The organism is Saccharopolyspora sp. NPDC000995 (genome assembly GCF_053599315.1).
Genome location: NZ_JBSFLZ010000106.1, coordinates 1 through 26,026 on the forward strand (window position 1 = coordinate 1; position 26,026 = coordinate 26,026).

At 66.0% G+C, this 26,026-nt stretch carries 21 protein-coding genes and 3 pseudogenes; 14 read left to right on the forward strand and 10 right to left on the reverse strand.

Going from position 1 to position 26,026, the window contains the following annotated elements:
- Positions 1 to 432: 432 nt before the first annotated feature.
- Positions 433 to 2,229 carry an SGNH/GDSL hydrolase family protein gene (locus ACWDKQ_RS27140; RefSeq protein WP_450141598.1) on the forward strand — a complete coding sequence of 599 codons (1,797 nt, stop codon included), beginning with the start codon at positions 433 to 435 and terminating at the stop codon, positions 2,227 to 2,229.
- Positions 2,230 to 2,697: 468 nt separating this feature from the next.
- Positions 2,698 to 3,012, forward strand: coding sequence for a hypothetical protein (locus tag ACWDKQ_RS27145; RefSeq protein ID WP_450141599.1), 315 nt, complete (start codon positions 2,698 to 2,700; stop codon positions 3,010 to 3,012).
- A 21-nt stretch (positions 3,013 to 3,033) separates the two neighbouring features.
- Here ACWDKQ_RS27145 and ACWDKQ_RS27150 read toward each other — a convergent pair whose 3' ends face one another.
- A complete protein-coding gene (locus tag ACWDKQ_RS27150) occupies positions 3,034 to 3,483 on the reverse strand; it encodes a hypothetical protein (RefSeq protein ID WP_450141600.1) in 450 nt (149 codons plus the stop codon).
- A gap of 276 nt (positions 3,484 to 3,759) precedes the next feature.
- On the opposite strand from ACWDKQ_RS27150, the gene ACWDKQ_RS27155 reads away from it, so the two are divergent.
- The gene (locus ACWDKQ_RS27155) at positions 3,760 to 4,158 is read left to right on the forward strand and encodes an enoyl-CoA hydratase-related protein (protein WP_450141601.1); all 399 of its coding nucleotides are present in this window, start codon (positions 3,760 to 3,762) and stop codon (positions 4,156 to 4,158) included.
- A 20-nt stretch (positions 4,159 to 4,178) separates the two neighbouring features.
- On the opposite strand, the gene ACWDKQ_RS27160 is transcribed toward ACWDKQ_RS27155, so the two are convergent.
- From ACWDKQ_RS27160 to ACWDKQ_RS27180, 5 genes are all read right to left on the reverse strand, one after another.
- Positions 4,179 to 4,658 (reverse strand): integrase core domain-containing protein, encoded by a 480-nt coding sequence (locus tag ACWDKQ_RS27160; protein WP_450141602.1) that lies wholly within the window; start codon positions 4,656 to 4,658, stop codon positions 4,179 to 4,181.
- 432 nt (positions 4,659 to 5,090) lie between these two features.
- A complete protein-coding gene (locus tag ACWDKQ_RS27165) occupies positions 5,091 to 6,521 on the reverse strand; it encodes an aspartate ammonia-lyase (protein ID WP_450141618.1) in 1,431 nt (476 codons plus the stop codon).
- Positions 6,522 to 6,563: 42 nt separating this feature from the next.
- Positions 6,564 to 7,790, reverse strand: a complete 1,227-nt coding sequence (locus ACWDKQ_RS27170; RefSeq protein ID WP_450141603.1) for an amidohydrolase family protein — start codon at positions 7,788 to 7,790, stop codon at positions 6,564 to 6,566.
- A gap of 150 nt (positions 7,791 to 7,940) precedes the next feature.
- A complete protein-coding gene (locus tag ACWDKQ_RS27175) occupies positions 7,941 to 8,507 on the reverse strand; it encodes a helix-turn-helix domain-containing protein (RefSeq protein ID WP_450141604.1) in 567 nt (188 codons plus the stop codon).
- 130 nt (positions 8,508 to 8,637) lie between these two features.
- Positions 8,638 to 9,957, reverse strand: coding sequence for an MFS transporter (locus ACWDKQ_RS27180; protein WP_450141605.1), 1,320 nt, complete (start codon positions 9,955 to 9,957; stop codon positions 8,638 to 8,640).
- A 1,626-nt stretch (positions 9,958 to 11,583) separates the two neighbouring features.
- On the opposite strand from ACWDKQ_RS27180, the gene ACWDKQ_RS27185 reads away from it, so the two are divergent.
- Entirely contained in the window at positions 11,584 to 11,754 is a 171-nt protein-coding gene (locus ACWDKQ_RS27185; RefSeq protein WP_450141606.1) for a hypothetical protein, read from the forward strand.
- 33 nt (positions 11,755 to 11,787) lie between these two features.
- On the opposite strand, the pseudogene ACWDKQ_RS27190 reads toward ACWDKQ_RS27185, so the two are convergent.
- Positions 11,788 to 11,916 (reverse strand): annotated as a pseudogene (locus ACWDKQ_RS27190) (ubiquitin-like protein Pup); the annotation flags it as partial.
- Positions 11,917 to 12,059: 143 nt separating this feature from the next.
- Positions 12,060 to 13,031, reverse strand: coding sequence for a sigma-70 family RNA polymerase sigma factor (locus tag ACWDKQ_RS27195; RefSeq protein ID WP_450141607.1), 972 nt, complete (start codon positions 13,029 to 13,031; stop codon positions 12,060 to 12,062).
- A 255-nt stretch (positions 13,032 to 13,286) separates the two neighbouring features.
- Between ACWDKQ_RS27195 and ACWDKQ_RS27200 the strand changes: the two are divergent.
- The 3 genes and pseudogenes from ACWDKQ_RS27200 to ACWDKQ_RS27210 all read left to right on the forward strand — a co-directional run.
- A pseudogene (locus ACWDKQ_RS27200) lies at positions 13,287 to 13,487 on the forward strand (ATP-binding protein); the annotation flags it as partial.
- 139 nt (positions 13,488 to 13,626) lie between these two features.
- Positions 13,627 to 13,821, forward strand: coding sequence for a prolyl oligopeptidase family serine peptidase (locus ACWDKQ_RS27205; RefSeq protein WP_450141608.1), 195 nt, complete (start codon positions 13,627 to 13,629; stop codon positions 13,819 to 13,821).
- A 3-nt stretch (positions 13,822 to 13,824) separates the two neighbouring features.
- Entirely contained in the window at positions 13,825 to 14,088 is a 264-nt protein-coding gene (locus ACWDKQ_RS27210) for an alpha/beta hydrolase family protein (protein ID WP_450141609.1), read from the forward strand.
- A 219-nt stretch (positions 14,089 to 14,307) separates the two neighbouring features.
- Here ACWDKQ_RS27210 and ACWDKQ_RS27215 read toward each other — a convergent pair whose 3' ends face one another.
- Positions 14,308 to 15,135 carry a universal stress protein gene (locus tag ACWDKQ_RS27215; protein ID WP_450141610.1) on the reverse strand — a complete coding sequence of 276 codons (828 nt, stop codon included), beginning with the start codon at positions 15,133 to 15,135 and terminating at the stop codon, positions 14,308 to 14,310.
- Between the two features lie 247 nt (positions 15,136 to 15,382).
- Here ACWDKQ_RS27215 and ACWDKQ_RS27220 point away from each other — a divergent pair, with 247 nt between their 5' ends.
- From ACWDKQ_RS27220 to ACWDKQ_RS27250, 7 genes are all read left to right on the forward strand, one after another.
- Positions 15,383 to 16,720 carry a phosphoribosyltransferase family protein gene (locus ACWDKQ_RS27220; RefSeq protein ID WP_450141611.1) on the forward strand — a complete coding sequence of 446 codons (1,338 nt, stop codon included), beginning with the start codon at positions 15,383 to 15,385 and terminating at the stop codon, positions 16,718 to 16,720.
- A gap of 92 nt (positions 16,721 to 16,812) precedes the next feature.
- Positions 16,813 to 17,691: a universal stress protein gene (locus tag ACWDKQ_RS27225; RefSeq protein WP_450141612.1), complete on the forward strand. Its 879-nt coding sequence runs from the start codon at positions 16,813 to 16,815 to the stop codon at positions 17,689 to 17,691.
- 17 nt (positions 17,692 to 17,708) lie between these two features.
- Entirely contained in the window at positions 17,709 to 18,920 is a 1,212-nt protein-coding gene (locus tag ACWDKQ_RS27230; protein WP_450141613.1) for a site-2 protease family protein, read from the forward strand.
- 53 nt (positions 18,921 to 18,973) lie between these two features.
- On the forward strand, positions 18,974 to 20,401 hold the full coding sequence (locus ACWDKQ_RS27235) for an RtcB family protein (protein WP_450141614.1): 1,428 nt from the start codon (positions 18,974 to 18,976) through the stop codon (positions 20,399 to 20,401).
- Positions 20,402 to 20,651: 250 nt separating this feature from the next.
- Positions 20,652 to 20,777, forward strand: coding sequence for a hypothetical protein (locus ACWDKQ_RS27240; RefSeq protein WP_450141615.1), 126 nt, complete (start codon positions 20,652 to 20,654; stop codon positions 20,775 to 20,777).
- Between the two features lie 206 nt (positions 20,778 to 20,983).
- A complete protein-coding gene (locus ACWDKQ_RS27245; RefSeq protein WP_450141616.1) occupies positions 20,984 to 22,519 on the forward strand; it encodes a DUF1254 domain-containing protein in 1,536 nt (511 codons plus the stop codon).
- 74 nt (positions 22,520 to 22,593) lie between these two features.
- On the forward strand, positions 22,594 to 25,389 hold the full coding sequence (locus tag ACWDKQ_RS27250; RefSeq protein WP_450141617.1) for an AMP-binding protein: 2,796 nt from the start codon (positions 22,594 to 22,596) through the stop codon (positions 25,387 to 25,389).
- Between the two features lie 256 nt (positions 25,390 to 25,645).
- Here the strand turns inward: ACWDKQ_RS27250 and ACWDKQ_RS27255 are convergent.
- Positions 25,646 to 25,927, reverse strand: a pseudogene (locus tag ACWDKQ_RS27255) (NAD(P)-binding domain-containing protein); the annotation flags it as partial.
- Positions 25,928 to 26,026: the final 99 nt, after the last annotated feature.

A 26,026-nucleotide genomic window follows, 5' to 3' on the forward strand; every position in this document is an offset into this window, starting at 1 on the left:
TGAAGTGGACACGGCTATCAGGATCTCCGATCCCGCCCTCGCTCTGGTACCCGGTACTCACACCAGGTGTCTCATCTCATCCTGACAAAGAGGGCTGGAGAGCCCACTCATATCGGAAGAAGTGTGGACCGTGAGCTGGACTTCGCCTTCTACAGCGATGCGACCCTCTGGAACTTCTTCTTCGGCCGCGGCAGGGCTATTTCTGATCATATCTCGATTCTGATAGTAATGACGCTCTTGTGTGGTCGATCGGGCGAGGCTGCTGCGTCGAGCTCGGAAGGATGCGGAGGACTGACCCCCGGCTACAGCTACCGGCTCTTCTCGATCGGGAAAGACGGGTCGGAGCGGCAATTGGTGAGGACGGACAACAACACCGATGTTCCCCATTTTGCCCCGAGTCAAGGTGATTGGCCCGAGGAGTCGTTTCAAGTAGTGCTCGGGAAGAACTCGGGCACCTTCAAGCTCAAGATGGAGAAGGGCTGCCTCTATCGTGCGGGGCGCGTGTCGGTGGGCTTCGGTTCCTGCGACGTTGATGACAAGAGTTCAGATTGGTCGTTCAGCGACGGACACATTCTCGACCCCTACTCCAACGAGGCTGTGAGTCTCGGGCCCGCTCATGACGACGAGGTGTTTCTCGACACCGTCCGGATGAAGCCCGGGGTGCATCCGTGGCGGTTCGAGAAGGTCGGGGACGGTCAGAACGAGCTGGAGATCCGGGCGATGCCGCTGGGCGATTCGATCACCGCCGGCCGGGAGAGTTCGGACAACAACGGCTATCGCGATGAGCTCAACGACGAGCTGAAGACCAGGTTCGGTCCGGATCAGGTGGACTTCGTCGGCTCGTCGCGGGCGGGGACGATGCCGGACCCGGACAACGAGGGCCATCCGGGCTGGCGCATTGACGAGATCGCGTCGATCGCCGACTGCACTGTTCCCCAGTACCAGCCGAACGTGATCACGCTGCATGCCGGGACCAACGATTTCGACCAGGAGTACAAGCTTTCCTCGGCTCCGCAGCGCATGAAGGACCTGATCGAGCAGGCGTTGGAGGATTCTCCGAAGGCCGCGGTGGTGGTCGCGAAGGTCATCCCGACCGCGAAGGCGGGCATGCAGCCGCGCATCGACGCCTTCAACGCGGAGCTACCGGGGATCGTGGCCGACTTCCAGAAGCGGGGCAAGCACGTCCTTCTGGTGGACACCGATGACGTCGAGGTCGACGATGGCCTGCAGAACGACTCGCACCCCAACGACCACGGCTACGCCAAGCTCGGCGGGGACTTCTACGACGGTGTTGTGGAGGCCGCTGACCGGGGATGGATCGAGAAGCCCAACCCGAACCGGGAGCCGACCAAGTGCGAATCGCCCGACCCGGGTGACGGTGACAACGGCATCGGTCCGGGCTGGCGCGCGTTGGGTGTGGTGGCTCCGGGTATGGATCATCCGGATGGGCGTACCGATCTCGCGGACTTCGACGGTGATGGCCGGGACGACTACGTGCGTATCAACGAGGCGTCGCAAACGTTGCGCATCGCGTTGAACCGCCCGGGCGACGCGCCCGGCAACCCGCGTTGGGTGGAGGTGAAGACCGATCCCCCGGACGCTTTCGACCAGGCGTGGCATCCGGGCTGGGACGTGCACTTCGCTGACCTGGACGGGGATCGGGACGACGATTTCGTCCAGACCCCGCCCGGCGGGTCCAGCGAGGAGGCTTCGATCGCTCTCAACATGGGTGTGCACGATGGGAAGATCACGTGGTTCGGCCCCGGTGGGATCGACCTGGCACTCGACGACGTTCCGCCGGAGGCCATCCGGTTCGCGGACGTCAACGGCGATGGCCGCGATGACTACCTGCGGGTCGGCGAGGACGGGTCCGTGCACGCCTACTACAACCTTTTGACCGACGACGGTCGGCGCTGGGAGGAACACCGGAACTGGGCGCCCGGCGTTCCCTACGGATCCCGGGAGAAGCTGCGGCTGGCCGACGTCAACGGTGGCCGCAAGGCCGATTACCTCATGGTCGGCCCCAAGGGGGCCGTGCACGCCTACATCAACAACGGCGGCCGAGGCGAAGGCGGATTCACCGAATACCGGAACTTCGCCAACGAGACCGGGTATTCCGGCGACGAATCGACCTTCCGCGACATCAGCGGCGACGGTAAGTCCGACTACGTCGTCGTCTACGACGGCGGATCCGTCCGCTGCTGGCTCAACCGGGGTGGAAACGTCTAGTACTCCAGTAAGCGTGTCTGGGGGCAGTTCTGCCCGTGGATAGATTAAGGGCCTTATCCTGTCTGGGTTTTGCGCGCCAACGCAGCCCAGCCGGAAAGGCCCTTGTGGTGAAGAAGATATCGCATGAGCAGAGTCGGCGGAACTCGGCACGGCGGCGGCGGAAGGTGGAGGCCCGGCACCGGCTGGCGGGGCGCTGGGGTGAGCAGTCCGGGCCCATGTTCACCTCGGGGAAGATCAACTATGAGATCGGCGGACACGTCGAGGCGACCGCGTTCGGTGGGATCTTCGCGATGCATCGCCTGGTTACCAGGCTCGGTCTGGCAAAGAAGATTGACGCTGACCTGGAGTTGTTGAAGATCCACTTGCCGTATCGCGAGTCTGATCACGTGCTCAACCTTGCCTACAATGTGCTCACCGGCGGCAGGCGGCTGGAAGATATCGACCGTCTCCGCAGGCGATGTGCCGTACATGAACGGGCTGGGTGCCAGGCTGATCCCGGACCCGACGACGGCGGGGGACTTCCTGCGCCGCTTCACCGAGGCTGACCTGCTCACGCTGATGGACGCGATCAACTCGGTGCGGCCGATGCTGTGGCGGCGGCGGGGCGCCGACTTGCTCGGCGAGACTGCCTACGTCGATGTGGACGGCACGATCGTGCCCACCACGGGCGAACTCAAGCAGGGCATGGACATCTCCTATAAGGGGATCTGGGGCTACGCCCCGCTGCTGGTCACGTTGGCCAACACCCGGGGGTCAACGTCACGAATGCCAGATCGGCCATGACGTCCCCCTTCATCGCTTGACTCAACCGGATGTGCGCAGCGGTCGCCGCGGGCCGCCCCCAGCTCGCTCGCCTCCCGCACCGGGTCGGTGTCCGTTCGACGGCACGACCAGCTCGGCTCGGGGCGCAGGACGAGCGGTGGGAATCGACATCGAGACCGTCGACCGCTCGCGAGCTCGGACCGCGACCCAACCGCAGAGGACGCCGATGAGCGAGGCACCCGCGAGCGTGCCCAGCCGTACGGCGTCGCTGCCGCCTTCCCATGCGAGATCCCCGCGAGCGTGAACCACGAAGCCGTTCAGGAACATCCAGCCCAACACCGAGATGACCAATGCACCCAGGGCATTGCGGATCGCGGCGGCATACCCTCCGACGACGAGGCTGAGCACGACCAGCCCGGCCACCGGCTCGCCCGACCACCAAGCAGCCACGCTGGCAGGCACCGTCCCGACCGCTACGACGAAGTAACCCACCGCCGACGACGTCGCGGGCCCTGCCACGGACCGCCGCGCCGGGCCACAATTCTGGAAACCACGCATCGCCACGCCCCCTGCCTTCGTCCGCAGGCGGTTACCACTCCAGTCAATGCTCGCCAGGAACCCGTGCCCAGGGGTCTTGACGCAATTGCTACGGAAAGCGCCGGAAACTTGACGATGGTGCGCATGGCTCGTGCTCGGCGGAGGCTGGCCATGGGCGATTCGGCGGGTTGGGGTCCGCCGATGTCTTTAGGTCGGCTAACGGGAGTCGCATTGGCGGAAACCGCCAGCACCGAGCACGCGGTCGCCGAGCTGGACGCGGACGGCATCGCCATGGGCACGATCAGGAACGCGAAGGTGCTCAACATCGTCGGCACCCCGGTCATCAAGGACGTGACCGCGGCCATCGACGCGCTGGCCGTACGCCCGGAAGTGCGGGTGCTGGTGCCGCGCGGAACCGATGACCGCGCCTTCATCGGTGGTGCCGACATCAACGAGATGTCCACACTGGACCGTCGCAGTGCCGCGACGTTCATCGACGGCCTGCGGGGGATGTGCGAAGCGGTGCGGAACTTCCCAGCCCCGGTGATGGCCCGAATCCCCGGCTGGTGCCTCGGCGCCGGTCTCGAGATGGCTGCCCGTAGTGCTTCAAATAGGGTTCGCTGGTTGTGAGTTGGGGTTTCGTCGGGCCGTCAGGCTGCTTGGCGGTACTCGTTGATGAGTCCCGCCACGGCTTGTCGGCGTTCGATCCGAGCTGTCGGCAGGGGTATGACGTTCGGGTCGTCGAGGGGTGCCCGCTGGTCGCGGGCTGGGTGGGGCCGATGGGTGTTGCAGTGGCAGGCGTATTCCTGGCGGATCTTCTTCGCGTGACCTCTGTCGAAGATCAGCACTCGGTTGGTGCACTCTTCGCGAACAAAGCGTGTGAATCGTTGCGCGTGCGGGTTGCAGTTGGGGCTGCGCGGCGGGGTCTTCGTGACCGCGATGCCTTTGCTGGCGAGGATTGTGTCGAAGGCGTCGGTGAACTTCGCGTCGCGGTCGCGGATGAGGTACGTACATGTGGCGGCGCGGTCGCCGGGCTGCCACAGCAGCTGCCGGGCGTGTTGCGTGGTCCAGGCGGCGGTGGGGTGGGTGGTGACGCCGAGGATGTGAACGGTGCGGGTGCGGACTTCCATGACGAACAGGGCGTAGAGCCGCTGCAGCCCGATGGTGTCGATGTGAAAGAAGTCCGTGGCGAGAAGACCGTTTGCCTGGGCTTTGAGGAACGTGGTCCATTTGTGGCGCGCTGTCTGTCGAGGTTGTCTGGGACGGAACCTGGTGGCTTGCAGGGCGCGGCGGACGGTGGCTGCGCTGACTTTTTATCCCAGCCGGCGTAGTTCGCGGTACGCGTCGGAACCCCCAGGGGGTTGTCGGTGCCGGGCCGGATGATCAGGTCGCGGAGCTCGTCGGATACCGGCGGGCGTCTTTGCCGACAGTGGTTGCAAGCGCCACCTATTCCGAAGGAATTCCCGGAACGACAAGGTGATCACAGCCATGAAGCGGGCCGATGTTCCCCACAACTCCCAGTGGGGCGCTTTCGTAGGAGTTGGCGGTCCGGCGGTTGTAGTCTAGGCCAAATGTCCCTCGACAGATCCGGTCAGTGACTCCGGCGTGAGCAGGGTGGAGAGCCGCTCCTCGTCGATGAGTCCTTGGCTCCGCACGAGGTCAGCGACGCTCACCCCGGTCTCAAGCGCGAGCTTCGTGACCTGGCTTGCCGCGTGGTAGCCGATCACCGGAGTCAGTGCCGTGGCGAGTCCGATCGAGCCTCGAACGGTCGCCCGGAGCTGGTCGGTGTTCGCTGCGATCCCGAAGACGCATCGCTCCGCGAAGGCCGTACAACTGGCCGTGAGGTGGCGGGCGCTGGTCAGGAGGCAATGCGCGATGATCGGCTCGAACGCGTTGAGCTGGAGTTGACCTGCCTCGGCAGCCATGGTGACCGTGATGTCGTGGCCGATGGTTTCGAACGCCACCTGATTGACCGTCTCCGGGATGACGGGGTTCACCTTCCCGGGCATGATGCTCGAACCCGCCTGGACCGCCGGCAGCCGCAGCTCGGCGAAGCCCGAGACTGGCCCTGAGGATAGGAGCCGTAGATCGTTTGCGATCTTGGAGAGCTTCACAGCGAGCCCTCGTAGAGCGCCGGAGACGTGCACAAAGGCGCTGGCGTCCTGGGTCGCCTCGATCAGGTTCGGTGCCGTCACGAGACTGAGGCCGGCCAGACCGCTCAGCTCCTCGGCCACGAGTTGCACATATCGCGGGTGGGTGTTGATCGAGGTTCCGATTGCGGTGGCGCCGAGGTTGATCTGACGCAGCAGCGTCTGGGCGTCCCGGAGTCTGTCGATCTCTGCGGCTAGGGTGTCCGCGTATGCCCCGAACTCCTGGCCCAGCGTCATGGGCACGGCCTCCTGGAGTTGGGTTCGGCCGATCTTCACGGTATGGGCGAACTCTTGAGCCTTCGCCTGGAATGCCCTGTAGAGGGCATCCACAGCGCCGACGAGCCGCTCGGTAGCCGCGTGCACGGCGAGCCGCACCGCGGTTGGGTACACGTCGTTGGTGCTCTGCCCTAGATTGACGTGCTCGAACGGATGGACGTGCTCGTACTCACCCTTGGCGTGCCCGAGCATTTCGAGCGCGCGGTTGGCGACGACCTCGTTCACGTTCATGTTCGTGGACGTACCTGCGCCGCCTTGGATGACGTCGACCACGAACGCTTCGTGCAGCGACCCGGATCGAATCTCTTCGCACGCCCCCGTAATGGCAGCCGCTCGACGTCGCTCCAGCAGCCGCAACTGCCCGTTGGTGGCCGCAGCGGCCTGTTTGACGAGTGCCAGTGCAGACACCAGGTCTGGATGCGTAGCGAGCGATTGACCCGTGATTCCGAAGTTCTCGAAGGCCCGAAGCGTATGGATGCCCCAGTACGCGTCGGCGGGCACCTCGCGGGTCCCGAGGAGATCGTGTTCGGTGCGAGTGGCTCGCTCAGTCGTCCCGTTTGCGTTCATGGCCACCTCGTCGTGGGCGTCCTGGTCCAGGGGTGGCACGGCTCAGCGCTCCATCACGCCGAGACGGAGCAAGTGGCCATGGTCGATCACGTGCTCGCCGGCGAGCACGACGTGGGCAAGGTCGGCGTCGATCTCGGAGAACAGAAGGACGTCGGCATCCGCTCCCGGGGTGAGGCGCCCCTTGTGGGACCAGCGGTGCAGATCGGCGACGCTTGTCGATGTGACCCGTGCAGCCGTCTCGATGTCCACGTCGTCTCGTCGAGCCAGCTCCTGGAAGACCTCCAGGATCATGGGCGGCCGCAGCCGGATGAGATCCAGATCGCTGTTGCCGTGTTGGTGGGCGATGTTGCCGCCTGAATCGGAGCTCACCGTGATGCTTGCGGGCGATACCCCGGCCCTGAGCATCTGCACTACCGCCGCCGAGGGAAGCACTGAGCCCTCGCATCCATGCTTGGGCGAGAGCCCGCTGGTCACATCGGCCACGGCCCCCTGCAAGGCGAACTGGGTCGCCTCTTCGAGGAGTCGATCGGTCCAGTTGACATGCGTGATCTGGAAGTGTGACGCGACCGAGCCTCCACCACCGTGCATCGCTGACCAGTGCGCGTCATCGCCGAATTCGTACCTGGCAACGACCTCCCGGACGACACTGATGCCCGCGGGCAGTACTCCAGCGTGGACGTGGATGACGCCGTGCTTACCCGCCATCTGTGCACCGCTGAGAACCTGCCAGACCAGATGATGGAGCTGGTCGGGGGACCACGGCGGCGCCATGAAGTCGGAGATCGCGATCTTGGCGCCAAGCGCCTTCTCGAAGAGAAGCATGTCCATGGACAGCGACTGGGAGAGAGTGATGGACGGGTTGCTGTACCCACTGGACCAGAAGTAGGTGCTCAGCCCTTCCGCCTCCAGGCTGCGCGCCTTTTGGAAGAGGTTTGTCATCGACCGTGACAGGTAGTCGGCACCAGGGCAGCCGACGGCCGTTGTAATGCCGGACCCGACCACTTCGCTGAAGCTGAAGTCGGGTTCGCGAGAAATCGGGCCGGCGCCGATACTCCCCGCCCCTGTGAAATGCAAATGGGAGTCGATGAAACCGGGCACGGCGAACATCCCGGTCCCATCGATCTCACGGAACTCGACTCCGGGAATGACCGGCTCCTCACCGATCGAGAGGATTTTGCTGTCGAAGAGGTACAGGTCGGTTCGCCCCTGAGGCGTTGGATCGAACAAGTCGACGTTGCGGAGCTTCAGGGCGTCGTTGCGCACAGGCATAGCTGGTCTTTTCTTCCATGTGGAGTCGGGAGCGGTCGTCATCGAACCAGCGGGGATGCGGCAGCTGCGGTTCGCCGCAGGAACCGGTGAAGTGGTGAGTGTGTTGAACGGACCACGCCGCCAGTAGGGCTGTGGCGTGGGTCGGGTCTGCTAGCTGAGCGAGGGCGGGCTGACCACCCAGAGCGCCTCGCCGGGTACGTCGCCGATGTTGGTGATTCGGTGGGGAGTCGACGTTCGGTACTCCAGGCTGTCGCCCTCGTCGAGTACGAAGTCCTGCCCGCCGAGCCGGAACTCGAACCGGCCGCGGAGGATGACCACGACTTCGTGTGAGTCCCCGTGTGTGTAGTCGTCGCCGCCGCTTCCGGCGCCCGGCTCGTACTCGGTGACGGTTACTTCCACCTCGGCGAGTGGAGGTCGGGTGATCTGGTAGTTCCGGACGCCCTGCTCGGTCCACAGCGTCGGACGGTCCGCACGACGAAGAACCAGGCCTGTGGTCGTCGCCGTGGTGAACAGGTCCCCGAAGGAGACACCTAGCGCGCCCGAGAGCTTCCGGAGGATCTCAATGCTGGCGTTGGCCCGGCCGTTCTCGATCTGGCTGATGAAGGCCGGGCTAACTCCGGCATGTGCACCGAGCTGCCGAACGGTCACCTTGCGAAGTCGGCGAAACTCCCGAAGCCGCTTGCCGAGAGCCAGGCCCTCTTCCGAGACCGCAGACATGGCTGTGATTGCCTCTCGACCAATGACGAACGAACCGATCGCTTGCAGCGTACAGGGCGATCGCGTCACCGCTTGTCCTCCACGCGTTGAAGGAGGCGCGGGCGGCTGGCCTCGGATCGCTTTGGCGGTGTCACGTCGTCACCGCCTCACGCTGCAGGCTGGTGTCCGAGCCGGCCTTCGACTCAGACATGAACAAGGCGGCGAGGAACGAAACCACACTGGCTCCGGTCATGAGGAGCGCGATGGAGACCCAGCTCCCGCTCCGCCCGTGCAGGTAGACAGCGAGCAGGGGCGCCTGTGACGTCGCCAGGGTGCCGAGCGTGTATCCGACGGCCAGACCCGTGTAGCGAACCCTGGTCGGAAAGATCAGCGAGTAGAAGGCGGGCATGGCGCCGTAGTTGGCGCAATAGGGGATGAACAGCATGATGAAGCTGGCGAACAAGAGCGCGGTGCTTCCGGACCCGATCATAGGGAACCACAGCCAAGGAAGCGCGCCCATGCCCACAACGCCTGCCAGGAACAGCGCCTTTCGCCCAACTTTGTCGGAGAGCCAGCCGAAGAAAGGAATCCCGACGGTCGCGGTGATCGTCGCCACCAGGATGGCACGGAGAACGAGGCTCTTGTCGAGGTGGAGCTCCTCGGTGCTGTAGGAGATCGAGAAGATCGTAACCACGTAGAAGACCGTGCCGATCGATAAGTAGGACAGCGCCATGAGCACCACAAGGCGCGCATGAGTAGTCAGGACGGCGGCGATCGGCAACCTTGCAACCTGGCCGGTGTCCTTGACCTGCGTGAACTCTGGGCTCTCGTCGAGACTGATCCGGATGATGAGGCCGAACACCACAAGTAAGCCGCTGATGAGGAATGGGATGCGCCACCCGTACGACTCGAAATCCTGCTCAGACATGTTGGCGAGTCCCAGGAACACGAGGTTGGCGAGCATCAAGCCCCAGGCAGAGCCGGTGTTGACGATGGAGCTGATGAATCCGCGGCGCGTGGTGGGCGCGTGCTCGACGCTCATCAGGACCGCACCGCTGTACTCCCCGCCGAGTGAGAAGCCCTGGACGAAGCGGAGGATCACAAGCAGGATGGGCGCAAGCGTGCCTACCTTTTCGTAGGTGGGTAGCAGGCCGATCATGCACGTGGCGCCACCCATCAACGTCAGCGTCACCACGAGGAGCGTCTTGCGTCCGATGCGGTCGCCGAAGTGACCGAACACTGCCGCCCCGACCGGCCGGGCCACAAACGCGATGGAGAAAGTAGACAGTGACAGCACGGTCCCGACCGCTGGATCGTGGTTGGGGAAGAACAATTTATCGAAGATCAGTGCCGCGGCGATCCCGTAGATGAAGAACTCGTACCACTCGATCGTGGTGCCGATCAGACTCGAAATGACGACTCGTTTGGGCTGCCGGTGTCGATCGGCTAGCGGGCGCTGCGCCTGCGCCATGGTGTCCTCCTGTGGCTGCAACGAGGATCGGAGCGCCGGGAAGAAACAAGCCGGCTCAGCAACCTCTAGTGAACAATCTGTTTGTTCGAGGAAATCAGTATGTGTGCTGCATCGAGGGTCGTCAACCCCTGTCGCAACGTGCCGACGGCTCGGGCGAAGGGAGCGTCTTCGCCCGGGGGTAGGCGCGGGAGGTCGTCGCCCGCCGGAGGAAGCCAACTTGGGTGCAATGGTCTCGGTGCCCCGCTCGCACCCCGTTGCTCCGAAGCCCCTGCCGTGGCAACGTCGGCGAGATCGCCCGGTAGGTGTTCACCCGCAGGGTGTTCCGGCCGCGATGGTTTCGATCACCGGGTCCACGCGCGCCGGGACCACGCCATCGGGACCGGACAGCAGGTCGCGCTGCCGGTCGTCGAGACGCAGTGCGCGCACTTGCCGGGTGCGTAGTGCCGACCAGGGCGCCCGCAAGCTGCGCAGCGGGGGTCGGGGTCGACGCCGGCGCATGGGCCGCAGATCGCTGCGTTGTCCTCATCGCGGGAGGACAGGACCGAACCTCGCCGCAACGAGCACATTCCTTTGGAGTGTCAAAGATTTTGCTGTAGCAGGTCGCGCAGAGCGGTCCGAGGGGCCAGCGGCCGTGAACAGGTTTAGGCCTTTGGTATCGGCAGCAGTTCTCGATCACCTTGGGCTTGCAGGCATGGCAGAGCCCGACCGCGTCGGCACCACGCTGGCGGCTCGGCCTTGCCCGGCCGCAACTGGCGCAAACCGTATCCGGGCCGAGGTAGCAGGAGTGGCAGAGGTCCGGTTCGTCGCCGATGACGCGCTTGGAGATGGTCCCGCGGGAGCGTGCGAACCGTCTACCGCCACCTGCAACCACTACGAGCGGCCAGTCCGGCGCCACCCCGCAGGGCCTCGCCACCCCCGCTACCGGCCACGCCGAAACGCCGCCGCGTCGCCCGCTGGATCATGACCCATCCCGACCACCTCGGCGACGACGACCACCACAATGGACTACACCAGCCTGAAGAACCTCGCTTACTACCTGGCGCAACGGTTCTGGGCTGATCTTGAGCAGCATCACCCTGGGATCGACAGTCTGCACTTGCGCAGAGACGTCGCGGAGGCGTGGAAGCAGCGCCTACGAACCAATTCCCAGGTGATCGCCACAGCCAACGGCGAGAAGACGGTCGTCATGGTCGAGCGGATCGGCTACCGCCAATGCCTGACCCCGGTGCGAGCCCGGCGCTTCCGCTGTCCTCACACCGAGGTCGGTGAGGTTCCCCAAGGCATTCAGGGTTTCCCGCAGCCGGGCGCATGTCATCCAGCCGACGAAGGGGCCTGCCAGCCGCACAGCGGGCAGCGGTTGACAGCCGTTCCCCCCGCCACATCGACTTTCTTCCCGCAGCCCACCGTGGGCTTCCGTGCGTTCGTATCGCGGTCACGCACCGGTCATCAGGGGCGGGCAGACAGCTGGCGGAGGGCCGATGGCCTCTGCTGCACCGCGCCGTTGGGCGGAGATCGTCGAGAAGTCTCCAAGTGGAACGACGGGATGCTTGCGTTCAGGCACGGGTTGCCAGCTTGGTGCTCCGGATTCAGGTGGTGGGTGTGGGCGATCCTCGGGTGCCATGGGAGTTGACGAATGAGAAGTTGTGCGCCCACATCGCCGAGGCGTACCGCGTTCGTAATATGGCACTCGCGTCCGGAGATGCCGCCGAAGCTGTTCTCGTTGAAGAGGCCATGGATTGGTTCCTCGACCTGCTGTCCGAGCGCATGCGTGCGCAGGAGCACGATGAGGGCCGCTGACAAACCCCGTTGCCCGGTTGGTCAAGGAGCCGGCTACTGGCCGCCCTTCTGGACGTAGGAACGGACGAATGCTTCGGTGTTTTCTTCGAGGACGTCGTCGATTTCATCCAGTATGGATTCTGTTTCATCCTCCAGTTCCTCCCGCCGCTGCTGGCCGGTGGGTTTCGGTTAAGGCAGGTCGTCGTCGCGGTGCGGGTGGTCATGTCGATGTTGCCGTTCTCAACGCATCGCGTCCTCCACGTTTCTCGTGAGCGTTTCCGATGTGTTCGTGGTCGATCGGCCCGTGACGCTTGCGACCGCGGTGTTCAGCTCACCGAGGACAACGCCGGTTCGACTCGTTCCGGATCACGCAACTCCTTCAGCGCCTGCTTCTCCAGTTGGCGAACCCGGTCGGCGCTCAGACCCACTCGGGCGGCAACTTCTTGGACGGTGGCCGGCTGCCCGGTCTGCAGGCCGTACCGCAAACTCAGGATGAGGGATTCGCGAGGCGGCAAGGTGTCGACGAGGATGCGTATTTCCCTTGCGAGTTCGTGGTATTCGACGACGTCGAGCGCCTGGAGCACGTCGGTGTCCGGGATCAGGTCGCCGACGGTGGCTTCGCCGTCGTCACCGACCGGGGTGTCCAGGCTGAGCGAGATGTGGGCGAGTGCGCGGAGTTCGGTGACCTTGGCTGCGGTGATCCCAGCGGCCTGGGCCAGTTCGTCGACCGATGGTTCTTCGCCGAGGCGCGCGCGGAGGTGCTCCTCGCAACGCGCGAGCCGGGTCAGTTCCTCCACCTGTCTGTTGGGGAGCCGGATCGCTCTGGCGCGCTGTGCCATGCCCCGCCGGATGCTTTGCCGGATCCACCACATCGCATAGGTGGAGAACTTGTACCCCTTGGTGTAGTCGAATTTCTCGACCGCATGCATGAGGCCCAGGTTTCCCTCCTGCACCACATCGAGATACGGCATGCTCTGCCGCGCGTGCCTCTTCGCCTCGGCGGCGACCAGGCGCAGGTTGGCGCGGATCAGCTGGTCCTTGGCGCGTTGCCCGTCTTCGGCGATGGTCTCCAGGGCACGCCGGTCGTGTGGCCTGCCGCCGACTGCTTCGTGCTCTGTGAGCAGGTGCGCGGCGTACACGCCGGCCTCGATGCGTTTGGCCAGCGCGACCTCCTCACCTGCGGTCAAGAGCGGGATAGCAGCGATCTGGGAGAGGTACTTGGCCACCAGATCCGCACCGTGGTCAGGTTCGGGAGGTTCGACGCGCTCGGCTGGCGGTGGGTGTCGTGTGGTTTTCATGAGGATCCCCCGTGCAGCGTTTGCGAGTGGTTCGGAAGATCAGCGGTCGGCGCTGGTATGTGAAGAGCTGTGTCGTTGGCCGCTGCGCTTGGCGCCCGGCGGCCAGACGACGGTAAGCGGCAGCCCCCTTCTTGGTTCGCTGCTACTGCACTCCCGCACCGTCGCCAGCGGCTAGATGGCCCGTCCAGGGGCGAAGGCCACCACCCTCGGAAGTGGGCGCTGCCCGACGCCGAGTTCGGTCTGGCCAGGGCTTTCGGCGAACGAGCCAGCCTGATCGTCACCAGCAACAAACCCTTCGGCCGCTGGGGCGAGGTCTTCGAAGGCGACGTCGTCGCCGCAGCCATGATCGACCGTCTCGTCCACCACGCCGAAGTAATCTCCCTGAAAGGAGACAGCTACCGACTCAAAGACCGAGACCTCGGCCGCGTCCCCGCAGCCACCAAAACCAACGACTAAACATCAACAACCACAGGGGTGGGTCCACTTTCATTCGCCGCAGCCGGGTCCACAATCGGCCGTCCTGCGCGCACCTGCTAACGAGCGGGCTCCCTACGCGCTGTTCCTGCGGGATTGGCCCGCCGACCACGCGACGCGGATGTTCGATCCGTTCGTCCAGTTCTTCACCAGCCGCGGTGTCGGCGTCGCCGACATCGTCTGCCGGGGCATGTCGGGATTCGGGCGCGGCTACCGCGAGCAGATCTACGGACGGGGGGGCGTCGCCGACGTCGAGGATTGTGTCGTTGTCGGCCGAGAACTGGCCCAGCAGCACGGTGCGGACCCGGCGCGGTAGCTCGTGCGCGGGGCCGGTGTTGGGGGTACTACTGCGCTCGGGGTCCTGGCGCACACGAATCTCTGCGCGGGCGGCACGATCTACGCCGGTGTGGCCGACCTTCCACTGCTCGCCGAGCAGGGAAGGCGCAGGATGGCCGACCACCTGCGAGCGCTGGCGGCCGATTCGACCCTGCAACGAGACCCGTCGTGGCTGCGGAGCATTTGTCGTCTGGTGCTCATGCTCCACGGCACCCGCGACGAGGTCGTTCCCCCGTCGCAGAGCTGACTGCTGGACGAAGCCCTGCGACGCAACGGTGTCGCGCATGCCCGTCTCGTCTTTTCCGGCGAGGGACATCATTTCCGGCGGGCTGATTCCATCAGCCGCGCACTGGACGCCGAAATGGCCTTTTACGGCCAGATCCTTGGCTTCACACCGGTGGACAGTTCCGCGCTCGTGCTGCACTCGACGTAGGTAGCGCCGTTACCTGATCTCGGTTAGGCGGGCTCAGTGGATAACGGTGACAGGGCAGGGTGCGTGGTGGAGTACACCGGAGGCGACAGATCCCAGCAGCAGACCGGGGGCACCGCCGGTGCCGCGGTGGCCGACGACCAGCATTCGGGCGGTGCTGCCGGCCTCGGCCAGTTCCTCGATCGGGTAGCCGCGCCGCACTTCTGCCCGGGCGCTGACCTCCGGATATTCCTCGGCTCGTTCGGTGAGTTGCCTGCCGAGGTGTGCCAGCGCTTCGTCGTGCCAGCGTTTCCAGTCGATGTCGATGATGGACTGCTCCGTCCAGGGGTATTCGTTCCGGATGTCGCGTAGGACGAGGATGGCCAGCACGTCGGTGTGGTGCAAGATCGCGGCCTCGAGGGCGAACCGTAGGGCCGTAGCGCTGTGCTGAGAGTCGTCGTAACCGACGACGATCGGACCGCTGGTGAACTCGGTGTGGGGCCCGTGTACCACTGTGACCGGGCAGTAGGCGCGAGTGGCGACCGCGGTGCTCACCGAGCCCAGCCATCCGGCCGGTTCCTCCCGCCCGCGGGATCCGGTCACCAGCAGTTGCGCTTCGCTGGAGCGCCGGATGAGTTCCGCAGCGGGACGGCCCCGGCAGAGATGCTCGGAGACGGCCACTTGCGGACGGTGCTCGCGGCACCGGCCAGCCACGTCCTGCAGCCGCTGCCGGAGATCCTCTTCCAGGGTCGGGTCGTCGTTGACGACCACGAGTTGCATGTCCGCCTGGCGCAGCGCGGCCTCCGTCACAGCCCACAGCGCGGCTTCCAATGACGACGGGAAGGCATCCACCCCGACGAGCACGGGCCTGCTCGGTTTTGCCATGTTCCACCTCGTTTCCTCAGTGGCGCGTTGATCGTTCGCATCCGTCCGACGCGCCACCGCTACGACGCCGCCGTCGGTGGTAACCGGCCGCTGTTGCAGATCCGCTGGACCGTGTACGACGTTGCCAGTAGCCATGCGGATGCGCATGCCCAGCGGACGCCGTCCGCGCGCGGAAAGGGACGTTGGGCCACTGCGTGCGCGATGCCCGCAGGCCAACACTGGGCGGGGAGCCGTGGGAGGTGACGGCATGCCATTCGGTGACCGCAGAGATGCAGGGTGGCAGCTGGCCGAGCAGTTGCAGCACCTGCGCGACGAGGACGTCGTGGTGCTGGGGTTGCCGCGGGGCGGTGTTCCGGTCGCGTTCGAGGTAGCCCGGGCACTGGACGCCCCGCTGGACGTGATCGTCGTCCGCAAACTCGGTGTCCCCTTCCACCCCGAGCTGGGGATGGGGGCGATCGGGGAGGGCGATGTCCGCATCATCAACGACGAAGTGATGTGGCGAACCGGCGTCCGGCCCGACGAGCTGGCAGAGGTAGAACAACAAGAGCGCGTCGAGCTGGACCGACGGGCCCAGCGGTTCCGGGACGGTCGTGCGCGGGCGGAGCTGTCAGGGCGGACGGCGCTCATCGTCGACGACGGGATCGCGACCGGCTCCACCGCGGCGGTGGCCTGCCGCGTGGCCCGCGCGCAGGGCGCGGCGCGGGTGGTTTTGGCGGTGCCGGTAGCCCCGCGCAGTGCGCTGGAGAGGCTGCGGGAATCCGTGGACGACTTGGTATGTCAGGAAACACCTGAGGGGTTCTGGGCGATCGGCCAGTGGTACGCGGACTTCAGCCAAACCTCGGACGCGGAAGTGGTCGACTTGCTCGACCGGGCCGCGCAGGCCCATCCCGCGCCCACTGCGGCACCAACCACAGCAGGCGATCCCGATGCGTGGTTGCGGGATGAAGAGGTCGAGGTCGCGGTCGGTCCGGTGCGGCTGGCGGGACATCTGAGCGTGCCCGAGCGAGCCCAGGGGATCGTGGTGTTCGCGCACGGCAGCGGCAGCAGCAGGCACAGCCCCCGCAACCGCTACGTGGCACGGAAGCTCAACCGCGCAGGGTTGGGGACGTTGCTGTTCGACCTGCTCGCCGGGGCCGAGGAGTTCGATCGCAGGAACGTCTTCGACGTCGAACTGCTGGCGTCTCGGCTGGTCGAGGTCACCAGGTGGCTGAACCCCCAGCCGGAAGCCCGACACCTCGGCGTCGGGTACTTCGGCGCGAGCACCGGTGCCGCGGCGGCGCTGTGGGCGGCTGCCGAGGCAGCGGACCTGGTGAATGCTGTGGTCTCCCGCGGCGGCCGACCGGACCTGGCTGCTGAGCGGCTGGCCGCGGTGCAGGCACCGACGCTGCTGATCGTGGGCAGCCGGGATGACGCGGTGCTCGGGCTCAACCAGCAAGCACAAACCCTGTTGCGGTGTGAAAACCGCCTGGCGGTCGTGCCGGGAGCGACCCACCTGTTCGAAGAGGAAGGGACTCTGGACGAGGCTGCGGAACTCGCCCGCGACTGGTTCGCCAGCCATCTCGCGGCAGTCGGGCGCGGGGCCTAAGGCGCAACGATCCGCGCACCCGAGCGCAGGGGAATCGCCAGTTAATGGCTCTTCTGCTCATTGCGTCGTGGTTGATCGGGGAGGCCGATCCGGTGTCGGAAGTTGGTCATGAGGTCCTTGTGGGGCTTGATGCTTCGGAATCATCCCGGCACGCCGCGAGGTGGGCCGCTCGGGAAGCCGCCAGCAGGCATCGACCGCTGCTGCTCGTGCACGTGTTCCCCCGGCCGTTGCTGGAACTCACCCGTTTTCGCCGGTCAGGCAAAGCAGAGCCCTACGAGCCGCTTCAGCAGGCCATGCGCCGGGAGTTGAATGCGGTCGTGCAACAGTGTCTCCAGATCGCGCCCGAGTTGGAGATAGGGACCGAAGTGCTCTCCGGCGAACCGGTCGAGGTGCTGACCCGGGAATCCGAGCACGCCGAGTTGCTGGTGGTGGGTTCCTCGGGCATCGGCAGCCCGGATCTGGTCTTGGTCGGCTCGACAGCGGCCGAGTTGCTCACCCGCCCGACAGGTGCCCCGGTGATCATCACCCGCAGCGGTGACCAGGCCAGGCGGGAAGCCCCGCAGGTCGTCGTGGGCGTGGACGGCTCACCGATCAGTGTGCGCGCGGTCGACTTCGCATTCGATTTCGCTTCCCGGCACCGTTGTCGATTGGTCGCTGTGCACGCCTGGAGCGACCTGCCGCTGGATCACGTTCCGGATTGGGATCTGGATCATGATGAGGCACAGCGGGAAGCCTCGGAGCTGTTGTCGCGCTCTCTGGCGGGGTGCGCGGAACGCTATCCCGATGTCGCGGTGCGCAAGGTGGTCACAGTGCAGCGTCCGGCGCAAGCGCTCGTCGAGGCTTCGCAGGACGCAGGATTACTGGTTGTCGGCAGCCGTGGCCGGGGCCCGATCCGCCGGGCTGTGCTGGGGTCGGTCAGCCACGCTGTGGTGCACGCCGCGCACTGCACCGTCGCGGTGCTCCGCGGATAAAAGGCGGGGTGACAGCGATGAGGGACACGATTCCGTTGGGACGGTTCGCCGGGGTGCGGATCGGCTTGCACTGGAGCGTGGTCGGCATCGTCGCACTGGTGGCCGTCGGCCTGGGAGTGTATTGGCTACCGGTCGCCTTTCCCGGACACGCGCCACTTGCTTACGCGCTCGCCGGGATCGTCTCCGCGGTGCTGTTGGTGTGTTCGGTGCTGCTGCACGAGCTCGCACATTCGGTCATCGCCCGACGCAACGGTGTTGTGGTGGAGGGCATCACCTTGTGGTTGCTGGGTGGGGTGGCGCGGCTTCGGGGCGAGGCTCGCACTGCTGGAGCCGACTTCCGCATCGCGGTCGTCGGTCCGATGTCCAGCGCGGTGCTCGCGCTGGTGTTCGGCGCGGGCGATTGGATGGCGATTCGGCTGGGTGCCGATGAGTTGATCGTGGCCGTGCTCGGCTATCTGGCGGTGCTCAACGCCGTAGTGGCGGTGTTCAACCTGGTGCCCGCGGCACCGCTGGACGGCGGCCGGGTGTTGCGGTCGGCGTTGTGGGCGTTGAGTGGTGATCGGTTCCGGGCGGCGGTGTGGTCGTCGTGGGCGGGACGCGGATTCGGGTTCCTGTTGATCGTCGCGGGCCTCGCCGAGGTGCTGGGGCGCAGCACCGGCGGGCTGTGGTTGGTGCTGATGGGCCTTTTCATCGTCAACATGGCTTCCGCTGAGGAACGCCAGGCCCGCATCGGCGTGGCTCTGGCCGGGATCTCGGTCGGGGACGTGATGTCCAGCCCCGTCGAGACCGTGGAGGCCAGGCAGTCGGTGGAAGGGTTCTTCCGCGATGCCGTCGAGTCTCATCGACACTCGACGTATCCGGTGTTCGACGAGCACGGACAGCTGCGCGGGCTGGTGACCCTCCAGCACCTTCGCGCCGTGCCGGTGGAGGCTCGCGGCGGGACCACGCTGGGACAGGTGGTCTGCCCGGTGGAGAAGATCGCAGTGGCCGGGCCGGGGGAACCTTTGGCGCTCGTGTTGCCTCGCATGACACAAGCCAGCCGAGGCCGGATCCTCGTCTGCAGCGCGGGCGAACTCCGCGGCATCATCTGTCCCTCGGACATCGCCCGCGTACTGACCGACCACAGCCTCACCGCCGCGCTGCCCGCAGGGGCCGACCTCACATGGGAGCCCGACACCAGACCCCCGCCACCGGACTGGTGGTTCCCCGGGCAGCAACGGCCCCTATGACGTCCAAGTCGAATCCCGGTTCGGGTCGTTCCCGCAGAATCCGATCGGAGTGAATGGCGTTGGTGGAGCTTGTTTTGCAAGGCCGGTGCCGGTGGCTGGTGCCGCGTCACGGGCAGATGCGAGTGCCGGGCGTGGTGTTCGCGACCAGGGCATTGCTGCCCGCTGCCGTCGGCGATCGAGCCCTGGACCAAGTGGTGAATGTGGCGTGCCTGCCGGGGATTGTGGACGCCTCATACGCCATGCCGGACGTGCATTGGGGATACGGCTTCCCGATCGGTGGCGTTGCGGCAACCGACATCGAAGACGAGGGCGTCGTTTCCCCGGGCGGAGTGGGCTTCGACATCTCGTGCGGCGTCCGCCTTCTGGTCTCGCGGATCGACAGGAACGACCTGCGCGGTGAACTCGGCGAACTGATGAACGCATTGGGACGGGTGATCCCACGTGGCACAGGGCCTGGTGGCGTGCTACCCCGGTGCAGCGCCGACGAACTCGATGACATCTTGGTGGCCGGCGCCGCGCACCTGGTAGCCCGTGGCATGGGGATTCCGGATGATCTTAGGCGTTGCGAGAGCGGCGGCACGATGCCCGGCGCCGGCCTCGAGAAGGTCGGTACGCGCGCTCGGGAGCGTGGCGCGCGGCAGGTCGGCAGTCTCGGGTCCGGCAACCACTTCGCCGAGGTCCAAGCCGTGGACCACGTCCTGGACCCGACGACCGCCGAGGCGTTCGGCTTGCGCACCGGTTCCGTGTGCGTCCTGGTGCACTGCGGTTCACGAGGCCTAGGACATCAGGTATGCACCGATTACGTCCGACTGATGGAAGTCGCGATGCACCGCTATGACATCGACGTTCCCGACCGCCAACTCGCGTGCGTCCCAGTGCGGTCTCCGGAAGGAGAAAGTTACCTGGCCGCCATGGCCGCAGCGGCCAACTACGGGATGGCCAACCGGCAGGCGCTCACCCATGCGATCAGAGGGGCGTTCGCCGCGGCCGGGCTCGGCGAGTTGGCGCTGCTCTACGACGTCTCGCACAATCTCGCGAAGATCGAGACACATCCGGTCGACAGTCAACTGCGGACCTTGTGCGTGCACCGCAAGGGCGCCACCCGAGCATTCCCACCACACCACCCGGAACTGCCTGCTGACCTCGCACCGTACGGTCAGCCAGTGCTGGTTCCCGGGTCGATGGGCACCGCGTCGTATGTGCTGGTGGGTGTCGAGGCGAGTCCGGCTTTCCATTCCGCCTGTCACGGGGCCGGCCGAGTGCTTAGCAGGCACGCTGCCGCACGCCACGTCCCCATCGAAAAACTCAGTAGCGAGATGGCCGCCGCCGGCATCCTCGTCCGGGGTGCCTCGACCCGGGGACTCGTGGAAGAAGCGCCGGAATCCTACAAAGACATCGACGAAGTAGTGCGTGCCTGTCATGAAGCGAGGCTGGCCAAACCGGTGGCGCGGCTGGTCCCACTCGGCGTTGTCAAAGGATGAGCGAACAGCCGCTCAAGTCCGTGTCGCGCCGCCGACCAGCTTGGGATCTGCCTCGCAAGCCCGGCCTTCTGCCGAACGTGCCGACTGCCTGGGCGACCGATCCCGGCGCGACGTGCGACGAGTGTCGGAACGGATGCGGTTGCTTCACCCCAGCGGCCCCGTGGGTGGTCATCACCATGCTCGCGGTGCTGAGCTGGGTGCTGGACTATCTCGGCTTGTCTTTGAGTGTCCCGGCCGTCGGGTATCCGGGGTGGGCTTTCTGGCGCTACAAGGCGCCATTGCGTTGCAGGTCTTCTTCGGCGGTGCCGACCTCGCCGAGGCTGGCCTGCTGAGCGTGCTGATCACGTCAAGGATCCCAGTTGCCCGGGCGCAGTGAGGCGATCAGCGGCTGCACAGGCCTTGTGGCACTAGCCGAAAGGACAGCGGGCCGATGCTTGAGCAGTCGTGGCCCTTCGGCCCTTGTTGGCGGCCAATTGTGCGGCGCACGCTGCTGGCTGGTGCCGGGAGCGGGTTGGGGCTCGTTCTTCTTTGCTACCGGCGAGGGGCGCCGTCGTTAGCGGAAACGATGTGGAGGGGGACCTGATGTCTGCTGCGAAGCAGCACGTGTGGGAGCGCATACCCGGTAATCCGGTCGGTGCGACGGCTGCTGTGACGCGTGCGGCCAATGCCGCCGGCCGGGCCGCCGCACACGCGATCACGCATCCCAAAGCAGTGATCGATCAAGCAGTCCGCCTGCCGAGGGAACTACCGACGCTCTGGCGGACGGTAGCGCCGATCATGACGGGCCACATCGACGACTGGCGTCGCGAGTACGCCTACACTCTCGGGGAACAAGCCTTCGTCTACGGCTTTCCCTACATCTACAACGCCCGGATCCGATACAACTGGGTGACGCAGGAACGAGATCCTGCCGTTGTTCCGTATGCACCGGTCAACCACTTCTGGCACGCCCAGCGGCTCATCGACGCAACCTATCGCGACGGCGGTTGCCCCAACAACGACACCCTCTACTCAGAGGCGTGGGTCGACCTGAGCCGGGAACCGGTCATCCTTTCCCATCCCGGCATGGGCGACCGGTACTTCACCTTCGAGCTCGTCAGTATCACCTCGGACAACTTCGATTACGTCGGCCAGCGCACCACCGGACCGCGTGCCGGCCATTTCGCTCTGGTGGGGCCTGGCTGGGACGGTGACCTCCCCCGCGAGGTGCGGCGCCTGCAGAGCGCTACGAGCCCGTGGATCCTCGTTCTCGGCCGGACACTGGTGAGCGGAAAGGAAGACCTGCCACATGTTCGAGCGCTCCAGCGGCAGTACCGCCTGGTTCCGCTCAGCCAGTTCGGCAAGCAGCGCCCAAGAGTTCCGCAACGGCGTGACGTGCTCAAACCGATTGAAGCGTCAGAAGATCCCCTGGGGCCGTGGAAGACGCTCAACGCGATGCTCGCCGAAAATCCTCCACCGGTTCACCACGAGGTCCTGCTCAGGCAGTTCGCGGAAATCGGCGTGGGGCCCGGCCTGGACGTGGAGGAACAGCCGCAGGCGGTCAAGGACGGGTTGATTCGTGCCGCCGCCGTGGGAGGTCCGATGCTGGAGCAGCAGATCTTCAGCGGGGACTGGGCGCACTTCGTCAACGGATGGCGCTATCCGCCACCGCAGATGGGCCGCTTCGGCGACGACTTCCTCAAGCGTGCAGCCGACCAGTCCTTGATCGGCATCACCGCCAACGATCCTGCCGAGGCCGTCTACCTGGTCAACTTCGAAGACGCCGAGGGCAACAAACTCACCGGCGGCGGACGCTACGAGCTCCACTTCGACAAGGACCACCTGCCTCCGGTGGACGCGTTCTGGTCGGTGACGGTCTACGGAGAGGACATGAACCTCGTGCCCAACAAGGCCGACCGCTACTCAATCGGCGACCGGACCCCAGGGCTGAGCATCGACTCGGACGGTGACCTGACGCTCCACCTGCAGCCCGAGCCGCCTGGCGGGATGACGGACACCAACTGGCTGCCCATCCCCAAAACGGGCACCTGGTTCCCAGTCCTCCGGATGTACCGGCCCCACACCGAAGTAATCGACGCCAGATGGGAGTGCCCGCCGCTCACTCGCATCCCCGGCTAGCTGCCGCCTATAACGCTGCGTCGGCTCCTCTAAATGACCTGACGACCCGCACGACAGCGACGAGAAGGACCGCGATGAGGCAAGCCGAACCGGCAGTTGCTCCGGGCGAGGGGGAGTTGCTACTGGCTGTGGTTCGCGAAATGGTGGTCGAGCGTCGCTCCGCCGACGCTGCTGCGGCGGCGACGCTGGACAGCGGTTTTGACCGTGAGCTTGGGCTCGACAGCCTCGCGCTCGCTGAGCTGTTGTCCCGCGTCGAAGGCGTCTTCGGCGTCAGCCTGCCGGTGGGCACGCTCGGCGTCATCGAGACACCTCGCGATCTCCTTCGGACCATTCGGAGCGCCCCGCAGACGGGTGTCCTTCACTTGCGGCAGGGGCGGTATGCGCTGCCGCCCCCAGCTGAACGGATTCCTGACACGATCGCCACCGTGACCGAGGCGCTGGCCTGGCACGTCGGTGCTCACCCGGACCGGCAGCACATGCGGATCGTCCACGAGGAGGCCGCCGAGGTACTCAGCTACCGCGATCTGCAACGCAGCGCTGCTCGTGTGGCTGCGGGCTTGCAGGCCCGGGAGCTTCGTCTCGGTGATGCGGTGGCGCTCATGCTTCCCACGGGGCGGGACTACTTCGCCAGCTTCGCCGGGGTGCTCCTGGCCGGTGGGGTGCCGGTGCCCATCTACCCTCCGATGCGGCGGTCGCAGCTGGCCGACCACCTGCGTCGGCAGGTGGCCATCCTCGACAATGCCCGGGCGACCTTGCTGGTGACCGACCCCGGGACTGCCCGGCTTGGGCGGCTGGTGCGGGGCCAGGTCGCCTCGCTGCGGCATGTCGTCACGCCCGTCGAGCTGGCGGAGGACGGTGCGGCCAACGAAGTCGGGCGGGACGCTGCCGATGTGGCGTTGTTGCAGTACACCTCAGGCAGTACCGGCAACCCCAAGGGGGTGGTGCTCACCCATGCCAACCTGCTGTCCAATATCCGGGCGATGGCTCAGGCCACGCAGGTGTCTACCGCTGATGTGTTCGTCAGTTGGCTTCCGCTGTATCACGACATGGGTTTGATCGGGGCCTGGCTGTCCAGCCTCTACTTTGGACTTCCGCTGGTGGTGATGCCGCCGTCGACCTTTCTGTCCCGGCCCTCTCGGTGGTTGCAGGCCATCCACACGCACCGAGGAACGCTTTCTGCGGGACCGAATTTCGCTTACGAGCTGTGCCTGCGCAAGATCGAGGAATCCGAGTTGGAAGGACTGGATCTCAGCTCGTGGCGGGTGGCGTTCAACGGCGCCGAGACGGTGCACGCGGACACCCTGACGCGGTTCGCGGAGCGTTTCCGGCCTTACGGGTTCCGTCGGCAGGCGTTGACTCCTGTGTATGGGCTCGCCGAGTCATGCGTGGGTCTTACGTTCCCGCCGATGCAGCGTGGACCGGTCGTGGATCGGGTCGTCAGAGAGGAGTTCGCGCGTTCGGGACGGGCATTGCGGGCCGCTGCGGACGATCCCGATGCGCTGCGGTTCGTGGCCTGCGGCGTGCCGATCGTGGGCCACGACATCCGGGTTGTCGACACCGCAGGCAACGAGCTCGGCGACCGGCGCGAGGGCCGCATCGAGTTCCGGGGGCCATCAGCGACCCAGGGTTATTTCCACAATCCGCGCGAAACCAAGGCCCTGGTGCGTCGAGGCTGGCTGGACACCGGTGATCTCGGATACCTCGACGCCGGCGAACTCTATGTCACCGGCCGGGTTAAGGACCTCATCATCCGGGCCGGACGCAACCTGCACCCCGAAGAACTGGAGGCAGCCGTTGGTGACCTCCCCGGAATCCGCAAGGGCTGCGTCGCGGTGTTCGCCAGCACCAGACATACCGGCAACACCGAGCGGCTCGTTGTGCTCGCCGAGACCCGCCAGACAGAGAAGGCGGAACTCGGCCGGCTGCGCGAACGCATCGCTGCCACGACGATTGATCTTCTCGACGCGGCACCCGATGATATTGTCCTCGCGCCACCTGGCACAGTGCCCAAGACCTCCAGCGGAAAGATCCGCCGCGCCGCCAGCCGTCAATCCTACGAGCGGGGAGAATTAGGCGCGCCAGTCCGTCCACTGTGGTGGCAGTGGGCCTGCTTTCGTGCGGAGGCGACAACGGCCAGGTTCCGCCGGGCAGGGCGGAAGGCGGGTGGTGCGGCCTTCACGGTCTGGTGCTGGTTCCTGGCGGTCGCCGTCGGTGGGCCGACGCTGCTCGCGGCGGCTCTGTTCCCCAAGGCCGCACCGCTGATCGCCCGCCGGGCCGCCCGAAGCCTGGCGCACCTTACCGGTACGCGGCTGATCGTGGCCCACGCCGACCAACTCGTATGCACGCCCGCTTGTGTCGTAGTCGCCAACCACCCCAGCTATCTTGACGGCATCGCACTCATCGCGGCATTGCCAGGCCGGTACACGTTCGTCGCGGGCGAAGTTTTCGCCACCAAACCGATGATCGGGCTTCTGCTGCGACGTGTGGGGACCCTGTTCGTTGAGCGGCCCGACCGCGAGCAGGGCGTGGCCGACACCGACCGCCTGACCCGCGCGGCAAGGGAAGGCCAACGACTCATCATCTTCGCCGAGGGCGGGTTGTCCCCGGTCCCGGGCTTGCGACCGTTTCACATGGGCGCCTTCGTCATCGCCGCACGCAGCGGGCGGCCCGTGGTCCCGGTAGCGATTCACGGTACCCGCGACATCTACCCGCCCGGTCAGCACCGTTTCGTTCATCATGGCGCTGTCCACGTGACCATCGGCGAACCGATCTACCCGACAGGCGCGGACTGGGATGCCGCCATCCGACTGGAACGCTGTGCTCGCACCACGATCTCCGAGCACTGCGGTGAGCCCGACCGAAGCCAATAGCAGCACCCGGTGGAATGTCACTCCGACGGGCAGCAGCGGCCAGGGCAGCCTGGTGAGGCGGGTTGCGGCGGTGCGGGCAGAGCAGCCCGCCTCCGTGCAACGACACAGCCACATCGGCCCGCCAACGGGACGCTGGTGAACCTGCAGGGATGGGCGAGCCTCTTCGTCGCAAGAGGCCGTGGGCTACTGCTGGTCGGATTTGCTCCCGATCGGCCGCAGGTACGGTTGCGGCGAGCAAGCCCTCCTCGTGCCACACCCGCATTGCGACCAGCTCGGTCTTGCGCTGGGCTGCAGCGGCGAAGGCGAACTGCAACGCAGCCTGGCTGGCCGGGGAGCCATCGACCCCCACGAGGAAGGGGACAGACAGGATGACCACATCCTTGCCCCGTACGGCATCGGCAGCCGTCACCGCGCGCGCCCCGAACTCCAGCACGTCGGCACCGATGGTCTCGGGACCCCGGGAGTTCGCGACCTCAACCTCGTGACCGCCCGCACTGAACTTGCGCGCCAGCGTCGCCCGGGGTCTGAACGCAGCGATCTGACCTAGTGTTCTGAGTCGTTGGTCAGTTGGTTAATTCGTGTGCAGTAGTTGGCGAGGTTGTCCAGGATCTCGTCGGCGGTTTTGGTCCACACGAAG